Source organism: Candidatus Defluviilinea gracilis (assembly GCA_016716235.1).
Classification (GTDB): Bacteria; Chloroflexota; Anaerolineae; order Anaerolineales; family Villigracilaceae; genus Defluviilinea; species Defluviilinea gracilis.
Window position 1 is genome coordinate 1790869 of sequence record JADJWS010000001.1, and the last position, 18461, is coordinate 1809329.

An 18461-nucleotide genomic window follows, 5' to 3' on the forward strand; every position below is an offset into this window, starting at 1 on the left:
CTCACCGCGAAGAGCGCGAAGATAAAAATCTTTACGCTCTTCGCGGTTCAAAGACGAGTGTGAGACATTATGCTTTCAAAGAAATATCCAAAAGAAGTCAAGCAAATCCTTTCCAAGTACCCGCCGGAGGGCAAGCGCTCGGCGTTGATGCCCTTGCTCTTCCTTGCCCAGCGCGAGGAAGGCTACATCAACAAAGCCGCGATGCAGGATATTGCCGCGATGCTCGACATCACCGAGACGGAAGTTGCGGGAGTCGTCGGTTTTTACACCTTGTATCACGAGCAAAAAGAAGGCAAACACCGCATCCAAGTCTGCACCGACCTGCCCTGCGCCTTGCGCGGCGCGGACAAATTCATGGACGATCTGTGCGGCAATCTCGGCATCAAGGTCGGCGAGACCACGTCCGATGGCGCCGTCACGATCGAAGCAGTGACCTGTCTCGCCGCATGCGACAAAGCTCCCATGTTCCAAACGCAGGGACCGGAGGGCATCAAGTATCACGAGAATATGACCGTTGAGAAGACTCTTGAGTTGGTGGAAGGGTTGAGGAAGAGTACTGCGTAAAGTACCTTCGTCCAACACTAAACTACCAAACTATCCAACTACCTAATTATGACACACATTCTTTTACGTCACCGCGAAGTACCCGACATCAACCAACTTTCCGTCTACAAAAAGAACGGCGGACTTGCCGCGTTCAAGAACGCGGTCACAAAGATGAAGCCGAACGAAGTGACCGATGTGGTCAAGAACTCCGGTCTGCGCGGACGCGGCGGCGCGGGCTTCCCGACGGGTATGAAGTGGTCGTTCATTGATAGCAAGAACTGGCCTCATTACATCGTTGCCAACGCGGACGAGTCCGAGCCTGGCACATTCAAAGACCGCGAGATCATGGAAGGCAATCCGTTCCAGTTCTTGGAAGGGTTGATGATCGGCGCTTACGCGGTCGGCGCGAACGCGGCGTACATTTACCTGCGCGGCGAGTTTTGGGAGATCGCTGAGTCGCTCGACGCAAAGATCGCCGAATTGGAAGAAGATGGCTATCTGGGCGACAAACTCTTCGGCACCGAATATTCGCTGCGCATCTACACTCACCTCGGCGCGGGCGCGTACATCTGCGGCGAAGAGACCGCTCTGCTTGAATCGCTCGAAGGCAAACGCGGACAGCCGCGCGTACGTCCTCCGTTCCCGCCGGCGGTGGGTCTGTACAACAAGCCGACCATCATCAACAACGTCGAAACATTTACCAACGTGCCGATGATCATGACGAACGGCGCGGAGTGGTACAAGACCATGGGCACGGCAGACGCTCCGGGCGTAAAAATCTTTTCACTCTCGGGCCGCGTGCGCAAACCCGGCAATTATGAGTTGCCGCTTGGCACAACCTTCCGTGAATTGATCTACACACACGGCGGCGGCGTGCAAGACTCGCGCAAGGTCAGGGCGATCATGCCGGCCGGCGCCTCCTCGTCGTTGATCCTTGTGGATGACGATGCGCTTCTCGATACGCCCATGGATTACCTGGAAGTGCGTAAACTGAAATCGGAACTTGGGTCGGCTTCTGTCATCATCGTTGACGATACCGTCTCGATGGACTGGCTCGTCAACAAGACCGTCCACTTTTTCCAGCACGAATCGTGCGGCAAATGCACGCCCTGCCGCGAAGGCACCTATTGGATGTCTCATCTCACTGAACGCATCCACAGTGGCCAGGCGGTCAAAGCGGATGTGGACTTGCTCCTCAACGTGGCGAAACAGATGCAAGGCAAATGCCTGTGCGCGCTGGGTGAATTCTCCACGATGGCGGTGGTCTCCGGCATCGAACGATTTAGAAAAGATTTCGATAATGCGGTAAAAGCATAATGAGTAAACTAGTCACTCTTACCATAGATGGAACACAAGTCACGGTTCAAGAAGGAACCTCGGTTGTCGACGCGGCAAAACTTGCAGGCGTAGACATTCCCGTCTTTTGCCATCATCCCAAACTTGAACCCGCCGGCATGTGCCGCATGTGTCTCGTGGAACTCGGCCGCCCCATGCGCGACCGCGCCACAGGGCAATTTGTGATGGAAAACGGCGCGCCGAAGATCCAGTTCATGCCTAAGCTGGAAACGGCTTGCACGAACAAGGTCGAAGAGGGTTTGGTTGTGGTCACGCAGTCGGCAAAGGTTGCCGAAGCCAAGAACGGCATCCTTGAATTTTTGCTCACCTCGCATCCGCTCGATTGCCCGGTGTGCGACAAAGGCGGCGAGTGCGCCCTGCAAGACCTCACCCTGACGCACGGTCCCGGCAAAAGCCGCTTCATATACGATGAGAAGAGGCACCTTGCCAAGCAAAAACCGCTCGGCGAGTTGATCTTCTTGGACCAGGAGCGATGCATCCAATGCGCGCGTTGCATCCGTTTTCAAGACGAGATCGCCGGGGACGCGGTTCTCGAATTCGACAAGCGCGAGCGCTCGATGCAGATCGTTTCTCGTTCGGAGCCCGGGTTTGATTCGGTTTTCTCCGGCAACACTACGGATATTTGTCCTGTGGGAGCGTTGACCACTGTAGACTTCCGCTTCGGCGCCCGACCATGGGAACTGGCGGCTTCCCCTTCGATCTGCGCGCAATGCCCGGTGGGATGCAACACCACCTTGAACACCCGCCGCGAAGCCCGAACAGACGGCGAGATTGTCGTCAAGCGCGTGATGCCGCGGCAGAACGAAGAAGTGAACGAAATTTGGATCTGCGATAAGGGCCGCTTCGCCTATCACTACGCGGGCAGCAAGAATCGATTAACGAAGCCGCTCATCCGCAAAGAGAAGAAGTTGGCTCGCTCTTCATGGGATGCCGCGACGAAACTCGCCGCTGAGAAATTCAGCAAGGATAAGAAAGATTTTGTTATTCTCGCTTCGGGCAGACTCTCGAACGAAGACCTGTTCAACTTGAAAACGCTCGCCGATCACGCGGGCGGAAAAGCCTATCTCTATTCGCACATGGCGGGCGGCGAGTTGACGTCGCTGGTCGGCGTGGGCGCGGGCACGAATTTTGGAGCCATGGGCGCGGGGACGACCATCCTCGTCGTTGCCTCCGACTTGTATGAGGAAGCGCCGATCTGGTATCTCAGAGTCAAACAAGCCAAAGAGCGCGGCGCGACGTTGATCGTGATGAATCCGCGCGAGACGAAACTCGATAGATACGCTTCGCACAAAGTCCGTTACGAATACGGCGATGAAGCCAGAACGGTTCACGACCTGACGAAGAAAAGCAAAGAAGGCGACGCGTTGTTGAAATCCGAAAACTTGGTCATCTTATATGGAAGCGAAGGGGTTGGCGCGCTTGGTTCGCAAAGTTTGGCGACCGCCTGCGCCAAGTTGTTGAACGAGAACGGATTTACCGGCAAACCCAACAACGGACTCATCGGCGTGTGGGAACGCGCGAACGACCAAGGCGCGTGGGAGATGGGCTTCACCGTTGAAGAGGACCTTGCCAGGGCGTTGAAGGATAAGTCGGTGTATATCGTCGGCGCGGACCCGGTGAGCGACGACCCGAAATTGGCGAAGGCGCTCGAAGGCGCGGCGTTCGTGGCGGTGCAGGATGTGATGGAAACCGCGACGACCGAAATTGCGGATGTGGTTTTGCCCGCGCAAGCGTTCACCGAACGCGAGGGGACGTTCACTTCCGGCGAACGACGCGCGCAACGTTTTTATCCCGCCGTGCCGGTGACCGGCGAATCGAAACCCGATTTCGCCATCACTGCTCAGATCGCTCGGAACATGGGAGTCATCCTCGAAGGCACATCCGCTTCGGTGGTGTTCGATCTGCTGGCTGAAACGGTGAAATCGTTCGAGGGATTGAATTACGCCAAACTTGCCGAAGTGCATGAGCAGTTGCCCATCGTCGGGCGAGGCGACATGTATTACGGCGGCACGACGTATGCGAATAACCACGGCTTGGGCGCGCATCTGTCGGCGGCGGCGACGCGCGGGGAAAAGGTGAGCATCCCGAAGGTCCAGAAAGAAGCGGTTCCACATCCGAAAGATAAAGAATTGCTGGCGGTGCCCGTCAACAAGTTGTATCATCGCGGCACGACGGTCATGACGGCTGAGTTGTTGCATCAGCGGATCGGCGAAGCGAGCGTGTCGTTGCATCCCAGCGCGGCGGAAAAACTAGGCGTGCGCGCGGGGCAGACCGTGAATGTGAGTTTCAACGGAACGAGCGGACAGGCGGTTGTGAAGCTGGACGATTCGATTGACGAGGGTATCGCGCTGGTGCCGCGCTCAATGGGTCTTGCCATACAGGAGCCTGCAGCAGTGAAGGTGAAAGCATGATTAGCGATTGGACTTTGTGGCTCGAGTGGTTTATCAAATCGCTGGTGTGGGTCTTCGCGTTATTGGGCGGGTTCGCGTATCTTACCTATTATGAACGCCGCGCGCTGGCGCGTATACAAACTCGCGTGGGACCGAATCGCGCGGGACCGTTTGGTTTGCTTCAACCGATCGCCGACGCGATCAAGCTGGTCTTCAAAGAGGAGCTCTCGCCCGCAAGAGCGTATAAGTTCGTGTTCTTTCTCGCGCCGATCTTGACGCTGGTGCCTTCGATCGTGATTGCGGCGGTCATTCCGCTGGGGCGTTCGATCCATGTCTTCGGGCGCGAGGTCAATTTGTATCTCACCAATATCAACGTGGGCGTGTTGTATTTCATGTCCATTGCGGCGATCGCGGTGTATGGGATCGTGCTGGCGGGCTGGGCTTCGAACAGCAAGTATGCGATGCTCGGCGGCTTGCGCTCGACGGCGCAGATGATCTCGTATGAACTGGCGCTTGGTCTTTCCCTGATCCCCGTGATCTTGCTCGGCAACTCGATGAGCCTGGTTGAGATCGTGGAGAGGCAGAACGGATTGTGGTTTGTGTTCCTTCAGCCTGTGGGCGCGTTGATCTTTTGGATCGCGACCCTTGCCGAGGTGAACCGCGCGCCGTTCGACATGCCCGAGGCGGAGCAGGAATTGACCGCGGGCTATCATGCCGAGTATTCGGGCATGAAGTTCGCGTTGTTCTTTATGGCGGAATACCAGAAGATGATCGTGATCTGCGCGGTGATGGCGGTCTTTTTCTTCGGCGGGTATTTAGGCCCCGGTGTGGATCAATATCCCCTGCTTGGACCCGTGTATATGTTCGTCAAGATCTTTCTGCTGTTGTTTGCCATGATCTGGGTGCGAGCCACCTGGCCCCGCTTCCGCTATGACCGCTTGATGTCGTTCGGCTGGAAGGTATTGGTGCCGTTGTCGTTGGCAATCGTATTCATCACTGCCACAGGGATTTTGCTTGCGGACCAAACAGGCAACGCCCTGTGGATGTGGGCGATCCCGGTCGCGTCGGTCATTGCTGGTTTGGTTCCGGTGGTGACGATCTATTACACCTTGAGGAGATTACTGTATGAGCGCGCTTGAACCCGCCGTTGAGCTGGTGCGCGGGCTGTGGGTTACGTTCAAGTCCATGTTCGAGAAGCCCGTTACGATCCAGTATCCCGAAGAGAAGCGGGAAGTCCGCAAGCGCTTCCGCGGACGCCATGAACTGCATCGCTACGAGAACGGACTCGAAAAGTGTATCGGCTGTTCGCTCTGCGCCGCCGCCTGTCCCGCCGATGCGATCTTCGTGGAAGCCTCCGAAAATACGGATGAAAAACGCTTCTCGCCCGGAGAGCGGTATGCCTCCACCTACGAGATCAACATGCTCCGCTGTATCTACTGCGGTTATTGCGAAGATGCCTGCCCGACCGAGGCGATCACGCTGGGCGATAACTACGAACTCTCGTATTACGACCGCCGCTCGGCGATCTACACCAAGGATATGCTGCTCGACCCCGTCCCCGCGACCGCCATGTTGACTCCGCAGAAGACCGAAACCGGCGTGTTCACGCGTTCGGTGCCGGAGATGGAAAATCCAAAGGATTAGAGAATTAGAGGAGTAGAGAATTGGAAGAAAACAAATTCTCCAATTCCCCAATTCTCTTTTGCAGAGAACTATGACACTCGATTTAGCACTTTTCCTCGTCCTCTCCCTCGCCGCCATCGCCGCCGCGCTGGGGATGTTGTTCAGCCGCAACGCGGTGTATTCGGCGTTATATCTCGTGTTGAACTTCGTCACGGTGGCGGTGTTCTATCTGTTACTCGGCGCGCCGTTCATTGCCATGGCGCAGGTCACGGTCTATGCGGGCGCGATCATGGTGTTGTTTCTGTTCGTGATCATGTTGTTGGGCGCGGAAGGTCTGCCGAAGTCGCAAGTTCTTCCGTGGCAGAAACCGCTTGCCGTTGGGTTGACGATCCTCCTCTTTGCGGAAGCGGCGTACCTGCTCGTGACGAAAGCCCGCCCGGTCGGGAATGTCCTCCCGCCCGCCGACGCGGTCAACGCGACGGAGAATCTGCAACAACTTGGCATCGCGCTATTCAGAAATTATTTGCTTCCATTTGAAGTGGTCTCCATTCTATTGCTGGTCGCCATGGTCGGCGCGATCGTCCTTACGAAGAAAGAGAAAAAGGCGCGGCAATGATCCCTGTTGATTATTACATCATCCTTTCTGCCATTTTGTTCACTATCGGCGTGCTCGGCGTGTTGATCCGCCGCAACGCGCTGATCATCTTCATGTCCATTGAGTTGATGTTGAACGCGGCAAACCTCGCCATCGTGGCGTTCGGAAGCGCGTTCGAAAATTTCAGCGGACAGATCTTGGTCTTCTTCGTGATTGCGGTCGCCGCGGCGGAAGTGGCGGTGGGTCTCGCGCTGATCGTGGAAATTTTCAGAACAAAGAAAAGTATTGACGTGGATCAGGTGAGTTCATTAAAAGGATAGAGGTTAGATGATTAGAGAGTAGACGATTAGAGACTTGTTGCGCGCTTTCTATTCTCAATTCTCTACGATCTATTCTCCGAGGTTTTTATGCACTTAAGCGAAACAGCAAACACAGGATTTTTATTCCTCGCCCCGTGGCTGGTATTTTTCCCGGTCATCGGTCTGCTCATCAACACCATCCTCGGTCACAAGCTCAGCGAGCGGATGATCGGCGCGGTGGCGAGTTTCTTTTCAGGGTTGACGTTCGTCGTGTCGGTCCTGCTGTACGTCACTCTCTCAGGCGCGCACGGCGAAGCGCTGCGCTGGCATCTCGCGGAGTGGATCCGCATCGGAACCCTGTCCCTCGATTGGACGTTCCGCGTCGACTCGTTATCCACCACGATGATGCTGGTCGTTTCGGGCGTCGGGACCCTCATCCACATCTACGCCATCGGGTACATGCACGAAGACGTGCGCTTCAAAAACGACGTGGGACGCTTCCGCCGTTTCTTCGTTTTTCTCAACCTCTTCATCGCCGCCATGATGGTGTTGATCACCGGCGACTCGTACCTGATGTTGTTCGTCGGTTGGGAGGGGGTGGGGCTGTGTTCGTTCCTGCTGGTCGGCTTTTGGTACGAACTGGATCTGCTGGCGCGACCCTCGTGGTCGAATTCGTATGCGGCGGTTAAAGCGTTCGTCGCCAACCGCGTCGGTGACTTCGGTTTCCTCATCGCAACGTTCATCATCTTTTGGGCATTCGGCAGTCTTCAATTCGATAAAGTGTTCCAACAAGTTTCAACGGTTGCGCCGGGCGTCATTGTCGCGATCACGTTGTTCTTCTTATTGGGCGTGACGGGGAAATCGGCGCAAGTTCCTCTTTATGTTTGGTTGCCCGACGCGATGGCGGGTCCGACGCCCGTTTCGGCATTGATCCACGCCGCGACGATGGTGACGGCGGGCGTGTATCTCGTCGCGCGTTCGGCGCCGTTGTATTCATCGGTTCCCGAAGCCCAGCATATCGTCGCGCTGGTGGGAGCAGTCACCGCGCTCTTCGCCGCCACGATCGCCACCGGTCAATTCGACATCAAAAAAGTGTTGGCATATTCAACCATCTCGCAACTCGGCTTCATGGTTGCGGCGGTCGGGATGGGCGCGTACGTGGCTGGTGTGTTCCACCTCGTGACGCACGCGTTCTTCAAAGCGTTGTTGTTCCTTTCGGCGGGTTCGGTGATCCTCGGCATGGAGCGCGGACATCATCATGCGGAACATGCGCATCATGATAACCATGGCAAGGGGAAAAAGAAAATTGGAAAGTCGAAAGTGGAAAGTGGGCACGGTGACTCTCGCGCTGAGCGGAGCCGTAGCGATAGCGAAGGCGCAGACGAAGCGCATGGTGTCGAAACATTCGACCCCGGCGACATGCGCAATATGGGTGGGCTTCGCAAGACCATGCCCGTCACCTTCTGGGTATATATGGCTGGCATGGTGGCTTTGTCTGGCATCCCTCCGTTTGCGGGCTTTTGGTCGAAGGATGAAATTTTGCTCGATGCAAGCATGCACAATCAGGTCGCGTATTGGTTGTTGACCCTCGCCGCGTTCTTCACTGCCTTCTACATGGGACGTCAAATTTGGATGGTCTTCTTCGGCGAGCCGCGTCACGAAGCGGCGGCGCACGCGGAAGAAAGCCCAAAAGTGATGACCGTCCCGTTGATGATTTTGGCGGCGCTTTCGGTGCTAGGCGGCGCGCTCAACCTTCCGTTTGAAGGTTTCCACAATCTCGGTCATTGGCTCGAACACACGCTCGGCGAAGTGGAATCGCTCCCGTTGAATTTGCAAGTGGCGGGCGTTTCGACTGTTCTGGCTTTGCTCGCTATTTTGATCTCATGGCTGATCTATGCGAGAAAACCATTCGCAAAAGGTCAGACCGATCCGCTCGCGTCGCTTGGTCTCTTATTCAAAGGGATGAACAACAAATGGTGGGTGGATGAACTCTATCACCTCTTGTTCATCAACCCGTATATCAAGCTTTCCTATTTTGTCGCCGAAGTCATTGACTGGCGCTTCTGGCATGACTGGTTCCACGAGAAGGTCATCATGGGCGCGTATAACTGGATCAGTTTCATCGGCTTGAACAAATACGCCGATCAGCAAGGCATTGACGCTTTCGCGAACGGCTTGGGGACGTGGACCCAGTCCCTAGCGGCGACCCTCCGTAAGGTCCAGAACGGATTCGTGCGCTCGTACGCGCTGTCCATTTTATTGGGCGTTGTGCTTATTCTTGGATATTTGATCATGAAATAGTCAAAGGTCAAAAGTCGAAAGTCGCGTTGTTTGACCTTCGACTTTCAACCTGCGACTTTTGACCTAAAGGATTGAACATGGAATTTATTTTGCAACCGCTAACCCTTCTCACATTCTTCCCGCTGGTTGGAGTTTTGATTCTGCTTTTTATCCCCAGCGGAAACAAGAACGCGATGCGCTGGACGGCGCTGGTCGTCTCGATCGTGACGTTCGTCATCTCGTTGTGGGTGTTGGGACGCTTCAACGCCTCGAACACCGACTTGCAACTGGTCGCCCGGTACGACTGGATCACGGTGGCGGGTTGGAACATCCAATACTTCCTCGGCATTGACGGGCTCAGCATCCTGCTCGTTTTACTGACCACGCTTCTCACCCCGATCTCGATCCTCTCCACGTGGACGGCTGTCGAAGAGCGCGTCAAAGAATACATGATCTTCTTCCTCTTGCTCGAGATCGGTATGAACGGCGTGTTCCTCGTGCAAGACCTGTTCCTCTTTTATATCTTCTGGGAATTCACGCTCGTGCCGATGTATTTCATCATCGGCATCTGGGGCGGACCGCGCCGCATCTACGCCGCTCTGAAATTTTTCTTGTACACAATGGCGGGTTCCATTTTGATGCTGCTCGCCATTTTGTGGCTCGGCATTCACGGCAAGACGTTCTCCCTTCCCGACCTGATCGCGCAAGGAGGCATCCCTGCCAATATTCAAATGTGGTTGTTCATCGCTTTCGCCGCCGCGTTTGCCATCAAAGTGCCGATGTGGCCCCTGCACTCGTGGTTGCCCGACGCGCACGTCGAAGCGCCCACCGCTGGCTCGGTCATCTTGGCGGGCGTGCTGTTGAAGCTGGGAACCTACGGCTTCGTGCGCTTCAACATCCCCTTGTTCCCCGAAGCGACTCTCCAAGCCGCCCCGTGGATCGCCCTGCTCGGCGCCATCGGGATCATCTATGGCGCGGCGGTCTCGTACGCCCAGCCCGATATCAAGAAGTTGGTCGCGTATTCGTCCGTGAGTCACTTGGGCTTTGTGATGCTCGGCTTGTTCGCGTTGAACCCCGAAGGCATCGCAGGCGCGATCTTGCAGATGATCAATCACGGTATCAGCACGGGCGCGTTGTTCTTGCTCGTCGGCATGGTCTACGAACAGACTCACACGCGCGAGTTTCGAGTGTACGGCGGCTTGTGGAAGATCATGCCGGTCTTCGGCGCGATCTACCTCATCGTGTCGCTGTCCTCGATGGGCTTGCCCGGTCTCAACGGCTTCGTCGGCGAGTTCACTATTTTGCTCGGCGCATGGGGCGCGGGACAAAACGGAGTCTTCTATTGGGGCAACGTCTGGTTTGCGGCGATCTCCGCGCTTGGCGTCATCATGGCGGCGATCTATATTTTGTACATGTTCCAAAAAATGTTCATGGGTCCGCAAGGCGAAGTTGTCGAAGAGACAAAGAAGCATGGGCACGCCATCCGCGACCTCAACTGGCGCGAGATCGTCACCGTTGTTCCGCTGTTGATCCTCATCTTCTGGATCGGCTTATACCCCGCGCCGTTCTTCAACCTCATCGCGCCCGCCGTCAATCATCTCGTTGGGACGTTGCCGCTACCGTAACATCCATACATCGGTGGTCGAGTGCGCCGAAGGCGCGTATCGAGACCACCAGTAACAAGTAAAAATTTGATAACAAATGTGTGGTCTCGACTGCGTGCGTCTCGACCACCGTTTGAAACAGAAAGAAAAAATTCGTGCCAATCCGTGACATCGTACCCTTTGGGTAAATCTGTGGCTAAAACATGAATCAATCCGACCTCACCACCATCCTCCCCGTCACCATCCTCACCGTATGGGCGTGCGCGCTATTGCTCCTCGACCTCTTCATCCCGAAGACTCGCAAAGGCATCACCGCTCTGCTCTCCGCGCTGGGTCTTGCCGTCACACTTGGCTACACCATCGCGCAGATCGGCAACGAAGTGACAGGCTTCAACGGCATGGTCACGCTCGACGGCTTCTCGATCTTTGTCAACGCGTTGCTCCTCGTCAGCGGCTTGCTCGGCGTCGCGCTCGCCTACGGCTACGTCAAACGCATGGGCATCGAGCGCGGCGAATATTACACACTGCTCCTCTTCAGCGTCGTCGGCATGATGCTCATGGCGCAAGCCACCGACCTCATCATCGTCTTCCTCGCGCTCGAACTGCTATCGATCCCGCTCTACGTCCTCGCCGCATTCACGCGCGATAAAACCGAATCGGAAGAAGCGGGACTCAAATACTTTTTGCTCGGCGCGTTCTCTTCTGGATTCCTCGTCTACGGGATTGCTCTCATCTTTGGCGCGACTCACACCACCAACATTTTCGCCATCGTGACCGCCGCTTCCTCTTCGACGGGCAGTCTGCTTCTAACCATCGGCGCCGCCCTCCTCCTCATCGGATTCGGCTTCAAGGTTGCCGCCGTCCCCTTCCACATGTGGACCCCCGACGTGTATCAAGGCGCGCCCACCGCAGTGACCGCGTTCATGTCCTCTGGCGCGAAGATCGCGGGCTTTGCCGCATTGTTGCGCGTGTTCGCCACCGCCTTCCCCTCCATCGCCGCCGATATGACCGACGTGTTCTGGGTCATCTCCGCCGCGACGATGATCGTCGGCAACGTGGTTGCCATCGCGCAGACCGACATCAAACGTCTGCTCGCCTACTCCAGCATCGCACACGCGGGATACATCCTCATGGCGTTCGTCCCGTATGGCAATGATAAAGTAGTAGCGACTTCAGTCGCTGCTGGCTTGTTCTATCTCGTCGCGTATGTGTTCACCAACTTCGGCGCGTGGGGCGTGGTCATTGCCTTGGAGAAAAAAGAAGGCAAAGGCTTGGCATTGGACGATTACGCGGGTCTCGCAAAGAAACATCCCGCCCTCGCCGCCGCCATGGCGATCTTCATGCTCTCGCTGATCGGTCTGCCTCCCACTATCGGACTCATCGGCAAACTGTACCTCTTCCGCGCCGTGATAGATGCGGGCTTCGTCTGGCTCGCCATCATCGGCGTGCTTACCTCCCTCGTCTCGGCATTCTACTATCTGCGCGTGGTCGTCATCATGTACATGAAAGACGGCGAACCCGCTACCGAACGCGAACCCTTCCTCGACATGACCACTCTAGTCACCGCGTTAGTGACAGTTGTAGTAAGTTTCGTTCCGCAATTTCTGTTTGCATGGGCGAGTGATGCGGTGTTGAAGTTGTTCTAGTCAACGAGACCTCCGAGTTCTCAAAGAACTCAGGTCTTTTACATGGAATCAAAAACGGGACTGTGGCTGAATACAGTCCCGTTTTATTTTTCCAAACGGTCATACACAGGCGGTGGGACTTTCGCCACTTTCGACATTGCCTTTTGAAATTTCGTCATGTTTGCGCGTTTAGCGCGCTTTTCGAGATATTCTTCCGCGACAAACTTTCCGTATTTCTCGGAGAGATGTTTTCTGTAATCAGCAGCCGAAACATTCTTTGACAGAATGCCTCTGAGCCTTTGCAGGATGTTTTTCATAGGTCGGAAGAATAGTCTGAATTGACAGGGCTGTCAAGCAGGTAAAAAATCATGATTGATGTTACACCGTTCCGCAGGCTTGTCCTGAATTCAACGAAGGGTTTTCTCACAAAACATGACACTTCCAGCCAAACCTGCGGGACGTTCTGCGTAAGGTGAGATCATGAATCAAAAACGGGACTGTGATCAAACACAGTCCCGTTTCAGTTTAAGCCTCTTGCTTACTCAACTTGTCACTAGCAATACGATTCAAGCTAACGCCCGATTCCGCCGCTTCCAGCACAAGCCGCCGATGCAAATCAGGCGGGACGCGCACCATGAACTTGCCGCTGTATTTTCTAACGGCTATTGGCTCGGGCGCGAGTTCTCCGGTCTTTTTTAGATCAGCAACGACTTGGGCAACCGTTTGGCGAACACCTTTCAAGGCTTCTTCGGGTGTAGGTTCCAACCAACTCAGGCTTGGAAATTCCGCGCAAAGCCCAACGTATTCCTCGTCTTCCTCAGACCAGGTCACGCGGTAGGTATAGCGGTCATTTTTTAGTTTTTGAGCAAGTTTTTTCATGGTTTGCAAGAATAGTCCGAGTTGATAGCGCTGTCAAGCGGAGGCAAATTCGCCCATATCATGTCACTCTGAGGAAGCGATAGCAACCGAAGAGTCTCGGACTGCGACGACAGAGGTATTTTGTTCGCGCAAAACGACCCCGCTCCCCCAAGGGGGAGAAGCCCAGTCCACATCGAACAAATTTTATCTTTGGACAATAAACTTAACCATCAACCGATCAGCCCCCTTCCCCTTTGGGAAGCGCCGCGTTGAGCCTGCCGAAGCGGGCGGGGGGATAGGTCAAACCGACACACCGATCAATCACCATTATCTGGGTGAGGTCAGTCCCTCTACTCACTGTCCAGTTTTGATGAACAATAAGGATTATTAGGTTTTCTTAGACGTTATTCTTCAACTTCAGCGGTCTTGCGTTTTCGCTTTTTTGCCTTCAAGTAGTTGTAATTGTTGAGTAGTTTCGTGACCGTTATTACCGTTCCTTCTTTCGGTCATTCCAGTAGTTCGAGCTGCGGCAGTAACTTCACCCCAACTTACAAAATATTTATCATAATATTCAATTGGAAATTTTCCAAATTTAACAAGTTCATCTCGCGATGGAATATGACCAATTTCACCAGCTACCCGTTTTACCTCCAGCTGTAGGGTTTTTTTGGGAACTCTATAAACTTGTTTTTCTAATCGTGGAACAGGGCTGTTTTTGCTAGTTAGAACTCTTTCCATTTTTCGGAACGGATCTAATCCATCACGAATTTCTTGATGTCTTTCTTTTGATAATCGCCAATATTTATCTGATGCTTCGATGCCAATATACCTTCTTCCAAGTTGATGGGCTGTTAAAGTTGTTGTGCCTGAACCATTGAAACAGTCTAATACAATTTCATTAGGTTTTGTGAAAATTGAAATAACTCTGTACATCAAATGTGGTGGCAATTGTGTTGGATGATCAACCCGTCTACTATTATGCTTGAGGCGATGGATATCGCTCCATATATCAGTTAGTGTTGTTTTGTCATTAATTTTGGCTGCTATTCGAGTATCAACGCAGTTTTCACGAAGGCAAAAATCGCTAGCCAAGGGCTCAAACGCATTAAAGGTTTTAGGTGTGCTCGGCAATCGAATATGTGTGGACTCTCCTGTGTAGCATGGTAATTCCCTAGATTCGCCTTTGGTAAAACAGAGAATAGAATAATGTGCAGGCATTATCAGGCGAACTGGAAAAGCCAAAGCATCCCAAACGAGCCAATTTTGATATTTCAGGACAGTTTGCATGTATAGGAAATGTCTTATTGACCAAAGGGGAATATTCAATAGGGCTAGAGTTCGTCCTGGCTTTAGAACACGAGACAATTCATAAATCCAAGAGTCGCACCACTTGAAATACTCCTGAATGTCTAAGTCATCTGAGTAGCCAGAGTATTTCTTTTTTAGATTGTAAGGTGGGTCAACAAATGCGAAATCAATAGAGTTATCTGGAATCTGACTTAATCTCTTAAGGCAGTCATCATTTAAGACCTTGTTAGTCAATTCCTGCGGTAATGGATTATCGTGAAACTCAAAATGGAAGATTGGCTTAACTTGGCGACTTAGCCCTAGCGGTTTGGCGTCAATTACAGTTAATGTTTTGTAAGGCTCCAAGCCAAATAAGTCTGAAAATCGCTTAAACATTGGGCTTAAGTCGCCATTAAGCTCACAATCAATATCTCGCCAAACATCAGAAATAAGAGTTCCTGCTTCGTGATAAGTATGTTTCTTGCCACCGTAATCTTTTGTTGTTTTATCACAAACTGGGCAATAAGTGTATTCAAGTCGTGTTTTGATGTGCCGTAGAGAAGCCTTGTAACGAGTATAAACTAATGCTCCAAAATGCTGGCTTGGTAGCCTTCGTTTTTTACCATCATCAATTGCAGTTTCTCGTTTTATTGCTATCCAATGTTGATACATTATATTGTTTGGTAACTGAGATTGAACTTGGACAAGGTCAATAACTTCACCCACTACAACCAAAGTCGCTGTGTCTCCAAGATTCTTAGATGCCTTGGCTATTAACTCTCCAACCCCTTGTAATGGCTGGTCAAATTGACTAACGCTTTGGCAGGCTGGCAGAACGACAAAGCAAACATCACTTAAACCTTTGAAAGCCGAGATGAATTTATCTTGACTAGTCGCAAGGAAATGTATGATTTCTAAAGGCTTGCTATTTTCGGCGAAATGGGGCATTTCAGAATTGCTCTCTCAAAAATTCACACAATACTTCAAGTTCGCTTCGTGAAAATGCAACTGTGCAATGACTGTAAGAACATATAGTTCGCAGGGCAGTTTCTCGTTGAAAATTGCCTGCTCCATCTAAAACATAAGCAATTTTATGCCCTGCCTTCTTTGCTTGCTCATAGCGGGCTTGTGCTTGCCCTGCCTTGCGCTCAATTACACTATTTGTCGTTACTTGGAAACCTACTTCTATAGCGACATATTTTCTACCATCAGTAACAACAATATCGAACGATGTCATCCTTCCTGTTGCGCTATCAGTGTGAGTAACATTTGGCAATCTGCCTCCAGGCTGGACCTCGATATTTTCTAAACCTAAATGTTCAGAAATAAATTCAGCTACAAATCTTTGGGCAATTTGTCCAAGATTGTTGGAAGTTGCGCCTCCAGTAATACGACTTACCCAAATATATCGTTGTCTTATAAATGTAGCTAATTCTTTTCTCCTACCCAAGTACTCGCCAACTTCACATTTTGCTAAAGCGGAAGCCACTTCTTGATTTTCGTCGCTGTATGCGCTTCCAAATAGTAATAAAGCAATAGCGTCTTTCTGTAAGTCATCAAGGGGATGGTTATTGAATAATTCCTTGCCGTCAATTCTTAGTGTCTTGTTGTTGAAGTTTCGGTTCGGTACCGCAACAAACGTATAAGTTCTTTGTTCTCCAAGCCATAAATAATGTAATTCGCTCGATGGGAAAAGAGTTTCAAATTCAGCACTGACCCTTTGAAGCATTTCGCCACCAAAATCTGCAAGTATGACAAGATGCTTCAAGAATATATTTGCAGGCAAGGTTGCTGATTCAATAACTGTAAATAATTTTTCGAGACTTGGAGTTTTAATGCTAATGATGTTGATGAACTCGTCTTGAGTTTCTAACAAAAGTGGAATAATGCTTAACCTTGATTCGATTTCTGAAAGTTCAGGAGGCCAGAATTTTGACGCGACTGCCTCAAGTTGTTCAAATGTTTTTGCATAGTTTGTGGGCATAGAAGATATTCTCAAGTGGGAATAGTTTTCTACTCAAGTTTAGCACAAGTATTCGGTTTACGAAAAAAGAAATTGAGATGAGAGAAGCAATGACAAAACTCAATGTAAGAAACTGCTTTTTGAAACCGAACCTGCCTCCTCATGGGTCCAGTTTGTTTTCCATCTACTTCCAAATATTCCCATACCCAAACTCCCCTTCGATCAACTTCCCCTCCGCGAAGCGACTGAATCGGAAGGGCGTGATATCCACCGTCTTCGGCGCGCCATCGAGGATCAACTCAACCAAACTCGCGCCCGCCGCAGGTGACGTTTTGAATCCCGTGCCGCTCAACCCGCAGGCGAGATAAAAACCGTCAAGGTCCGTGCCGCTGTAGATCGCGCGCTGATCGGGCGTGATGCCGTCGCGCCCAACGTGGATCGAATGTAAGCCGCTCTGCTCGATCTTGGGAATGCGCTGAACCATGATGTCTATCAATTTTTCGACGAAGGTGGGCGTCGGCGTTTGGTCTTCCTCGTCGGGCGGATCGTTGCGCATGGATTCATCCACACCCGCGGCGAGGATGAGCGCGCTGCCCTCGGGGCGGAAGTAACACTCGAGTGCGAGATCAATTGCCGCAGGGATTCGTCCCAGCGACGGCGGACGATGCAGGAACGCGACATCGTGCGTCCACGTTTCGATCGGGACTTGGAGATCTGCCAGCCCCGCGACATGCTTTGCCCATGCCCCAGCCGCGTTGACGATGATCGGCGCGTCGAAGTCGCCTTGATTCGTGCTAACGCCGATCACTTTACCTCCCATTGTACGGATGGCAGTCACTTCGCAATTTTGAATCAGCGTCGCGCCGAGTCGCTTGGCGGCTTCGATGAACGAATTTGTGGTGAGCGTCGCGTCCGCGTAGCCCGAGTCGGGTTCGTAGGCGGCGTAATCAAAATGATCGGTGGCGAGATCGGGGAAGAGTTCCTTCACTTCTTTCGCGGTGATGACCGATGTGTTGATCCCGATTTTCTGCTGGTTGGCGACGTTGCCGCGCAGTTGAGCCTCCTCCTCGCGCGAATTGATCTGGATGAAGCCTGTTTGCTGAAAGCCGCATTCGCCGCCGACGCGTTCTTTCCAATTGTTGAAATAGATTTGATAACTTTGGAATGTCAATTTAGATTCAGCGGCGAGGTCGTAGTGCATACGGACGAGTCCGCTGGAGTGACCTGTCGCGCCCGAAGCGGTCACTTTGCGTTCGAGGATGGCGGGCTTGAGTCCGCGCTCGGCGAGGTGAAAGGCGATGCTGGCGCCCATCACGCCCGCGCCGATGACGATGGCGTTGGTTGTTTGAGTCATGGAGGATTCCTTTTTTGCCACGGATTACCCGGATTGACACTGATTATTCTTCTTTATTTCCGTGAAAATCAGTGAAACTTGTACTGAGCGTGTCGAAGTATCCGTGGCTGAGATTTTGATTGTCGAAATTGTAGCAGGATTCCGCCCGCTGGTAGGAAGAAAAAATTATGATACGATTCCCCGCATGAATATCTCTCAGATCACCGACAACCTGTTTGTCGGCAACATGCCATTCCAACGCGACTATGATCGACTGCGCGACCTCGGCGTTCGACTCATCATCAACATGCGCTTCACCCTCGGACCCTCGCTCGATGCTCATAGTCAACCGATCGACACTCTCTGGCTCCGTTCGATCGACAGCCCCTTCTTTCCAATTCCCATCCACAATTTGATGCGCGGCGCGCAAACCGCCCTCGAAACGATTCAAGCCGGCGGCAAAGTGTATGCTCACTGCGCCTACGGTCGTCACCGCGGGCCCGCGATGGGCGCGTGCATCCTCATCGCGCAAGGGTACGCGCCCCAAGAAGCGATGCAACTCATCAAAGACCGCCGTCCTGTAGCCGACCCCTTTGCCTGGTACATCCGCCCGCGTATTCTAAAATTCGCAAAAGAATGGAATCACCCCTAACCCCTCAACCAATTCTCTAATTCTCCTCAGCCTCCAATCTCCAATCTCTA

Annotated in this window: 15 protein-coding genes; 11 read left to right on the plus strand and 4 right to left on the minus strand. The window is 52.8% G+C overall.

The window, feature by feature from the left end; all coding sequences use genetic code 11:
• Nucleotides 1-69: 69 nt before the first annotated feature.
• From IPM31_08390 to IPM31_08435, 10 genes are all read left to right on the plus strand, one after another.
• Entirely contained in the window at nt 70-564 is a 495-nt protein-coding gene (locus IPM31_08390; protein MBK9007001.1) for an NAD(P)H-dependent oxidoreductase subunit E, read from the plus strand.
• A gap of 48 nt (nt 565-612) precedes the next feature.
• A complete protein-coding gene (gene nuoF, locus IPM31_08395) occupies nt 613-1863 on the plus strand; it encodes an NADH-quinone oxidoreductase subunit NuoF (protein MBK9007002.1) in 1251 nt (416 codons plus the stop codon).
• Nucleotides 1863-4313 (plus strand): NADH-quinone oxidoreductase subunit NuoG, encoded by a 2451-nt coding sequence (nuoG, locus tag IPM31_08400; protein ID MBK9007003.1) that lies wholly within the window; start codon nt 1863-1865, stop codon nt 4311-4313. Before nuoF ends, nuoG begins: the two co-directional genes overlap by 1 nt.
• A complete protein-coding gene (gene nuoH / locus IPM31_08405; GenBank protein MBK9007004.1) occupies nt 4310-5431 on the plus strand; it encodes an NADH-quinone oxidoreductase subunit NuoH in 1122 nt (373 codons plus the stop codon). Before nuoG ends, nuoH begins: the two co-directional genes overlap by 4 nt.
• Nucleotides 5432-5447: 16 nt before the next feature.
• On the plus strand, nt 5448-5936 hold the full coding sequence (gene nuoI / locus IPM31_08410; GenBank protein ID MBK9007005.1) for an NADH-quinone oxidoreductase subunit NuoI: 489 nt from the start codon (nt 5448-5450) through the stop codon (nt 5934-5936).
• A gap of 70 nt (nt 5937-6006) precedes the next feature.
• A complete protein-coding gene (locus tag IPM31_08415; protein MBK9007006.1) occupies nt 6007-6531 on the plus strand; it encodes an NADH-quinone oxidoreductase subunit J in 525 nt (174 codons plus the stop codon).
• Entirely contained in the window at nt 6528-6830 is a 303-nt protein-coding gene (gene nuoK / locus IPM31_08420; protein ID MBK9007007.1) for an NADH-quinone oxidoreductase subunit NuoK, read from the plus strand. Before IPM31_08415 ends, nuoK begins: the two co-directional genes overlap by 4 nt.
• Before the next feature lie 87 nt (nt 6831-6917).
• Complete coding sequence (locus tag IPM31_08425) at nt 6918-9110, plus strand: NADH-quinone oxidoreductase subunit L (GenBank protein MBK9007008.1); 2193 nt, start codon at nt 6918-6920, stop codon at nt 9108-9110.
• 77 nt (nt 9111-9187) lie between these two features.
• Nucleotides 9188-10714 carry an NADH-quinone oxidoreductase subunit M gene (locus tag IPM31_08430; GenBank protein ID MBK9007009.1) on the plus strand — a complete coding sequence of 509 codons (1527 nt, stop codon included), beginning with the start codon at nt 9188-9190 and terminating at the stop codon, nt 10712-10714.
• Between the two features lie 182 nt (nt 10715-10896).
• On the plus strand, nt 10897-12339 hold the full coding sequence (locus IPM31_08435) for an NADH-quinone oxidoreductase subunit N (protein ID MBK9007010.1): 1443 nt from the start codon (nt 10897-10899) through the stop codon (nt 12337-12339).
• Between the two features lie 504 nt (nt 12340-12843).
• Here the strand turns inward: IPM31_08435 and IPM31_08440 are convergent.
• From IPM31_08440 to IPM31_08455, 4 genes are all read right to left on the minus strand, one after another.
• Nucleotides 12844-13197 carry a type II toxin-antitoxin system HicB family antitoxin gene (locus IPM31_08440; GenBank protein MBK9007011.1) on the minus strand — a complete coding sequence of 118 codons (354 nt, stop codon included), beginning with the start codon at nt 13195-13197 and terminating at the stop codon, nt 12844-12846.
• A gap of 396 nt (nt 13198-13593) precedes the next feature.
• Nucleotides 13594-15411, minus strand: a complete 1818-nt coding sequence (locus IPM31_08445) for a site-specific DNA-methyltransferase (protein ID MBK9007012.1) — start codon at nt 15409-15411, stop codon at nt 13594-13596.
• 1 nt (nt 15412) lies between these two features.
• Nucleotides 15413-16447, minus strand: a complete 1035-nt coding sequence (locus IPM31_08450) for a restriction endonuclease (protein ID MBK9007013.1) — start codon at nt 16445-16447, stop codon at nt 15413-15415.
• Nucleotides 16448-16610: 163 nt separating this feature from the next.
• Nucleotides 16611-17780, minus strand: a complete 1170-nt coding sequence (locus IPM31_08455) for an FAD-binding oxidoreductase (GenBank protein MBK9007014.1) — start codon at nt 17778-17780, stop codon at nt 16611-16613.
• A 103-nt stretch (nt 17781-17883) separates the two neighbouring features.
• Here IPM31_08455 and IPM31_08460 point away from each other — a divergent pair, with 103 nt between their 5' ends.
• The gene (locus IPM31_08460; protein ID MBK9007015.1) at nt 17884-18411 is read left to right on the plus strand and encodes a dual specificity protein phosphatase family protein; all 528 of its coding nucleotides are present in this window, start codon (nt 17884-17886) and stop codon (nt 18409-18411) included.
• Nucleotides 18412-18461 lie beyond the last annotated feature (50 nt).

Coding starts and splice junctions, on each gene's coding strand:
- IPM31_08390 (MBK9007001.1), top strand. CDS start 70: ATGCTTTCAAAGAAATATCCAAAAGAAGTCAAGCAAATCCTTTCCAAG.
- nuoF (MBK9007002.1), top strand. CDS start 613: ATGACACACATTCTTTTACGTCACCGCGAAGTACCCGACATCAACCAA.
- nuoG (MBK9007003.1), top strand. CDS start 1,863: ATGAGTAAACTAGTCACTCTTACCATAGATGGAACACAAGTCACGGTT.
- nuoH (MBK9007004.1), top strand. CDS start 4,310: ATGATTAGCGATTGGACTTTGTGGCTCGAGTGGTTTATCAAATCGCTG.
- IPM31_08415 (MBK9007006.1), top strand. CDS start 6,007: ATGACACTCGATTTAGCACTTTTCCTCGTCCTCTCCCTCGCCGCCATC.
- nuoK (MBK9007007.1), top strand. CDS start 6,528: ATGATCCCTGTTGATTATTACATCATCCTTTCTGCCATTTTGTTCACT.
- IPM31_08425 (MBK9007008.1), top strand. CDS start 6,918: ATGCACTTAAGCGAAACAGCAAACACAGGATTTTTATTCCTCGCCCCG.
- IPM31_08430 (MBK9007009.1), top strand. CDS start 9,188: ATGGAATTTATTTTGCAACCGCTAACCCTTCTCACATTCTTCCCGCTG.
- IPM31_08435 (MBK9007010.1), top strand. CDS start 10,897: ATGAATCAATCCGACCTCACCACCATCCTCCCCGTCACCATCCTCACC.
- IPM31_08440 (MBK9007011.1), bottom strand. CDS start 13,197: ATGAAAAAACTTGCTCAAAAACTAAAAAATGACCGCTATACCTACCGC.
- IPM31_08445 (MBK9007012.1), bottom strand. CDS start 15,411: ATGCCCCATTTCGCCGAAAATAGCAAGCCTTTAGAAATCATACATTTC.
- IPM31_08450 (MBK9007013.1), bottom strand. CDS start 16,447: ATGCCCACAAACTATGCAAAAACATTTGAACAACTTGAGGCAGTCGCG.
- IPM31_08455 (MBK9007014.1), bottom strand. CDS start 17,780: ATGACTCAAACAACCAACGCCATCGTCATCGGCGCGGGCGTGATGGGC.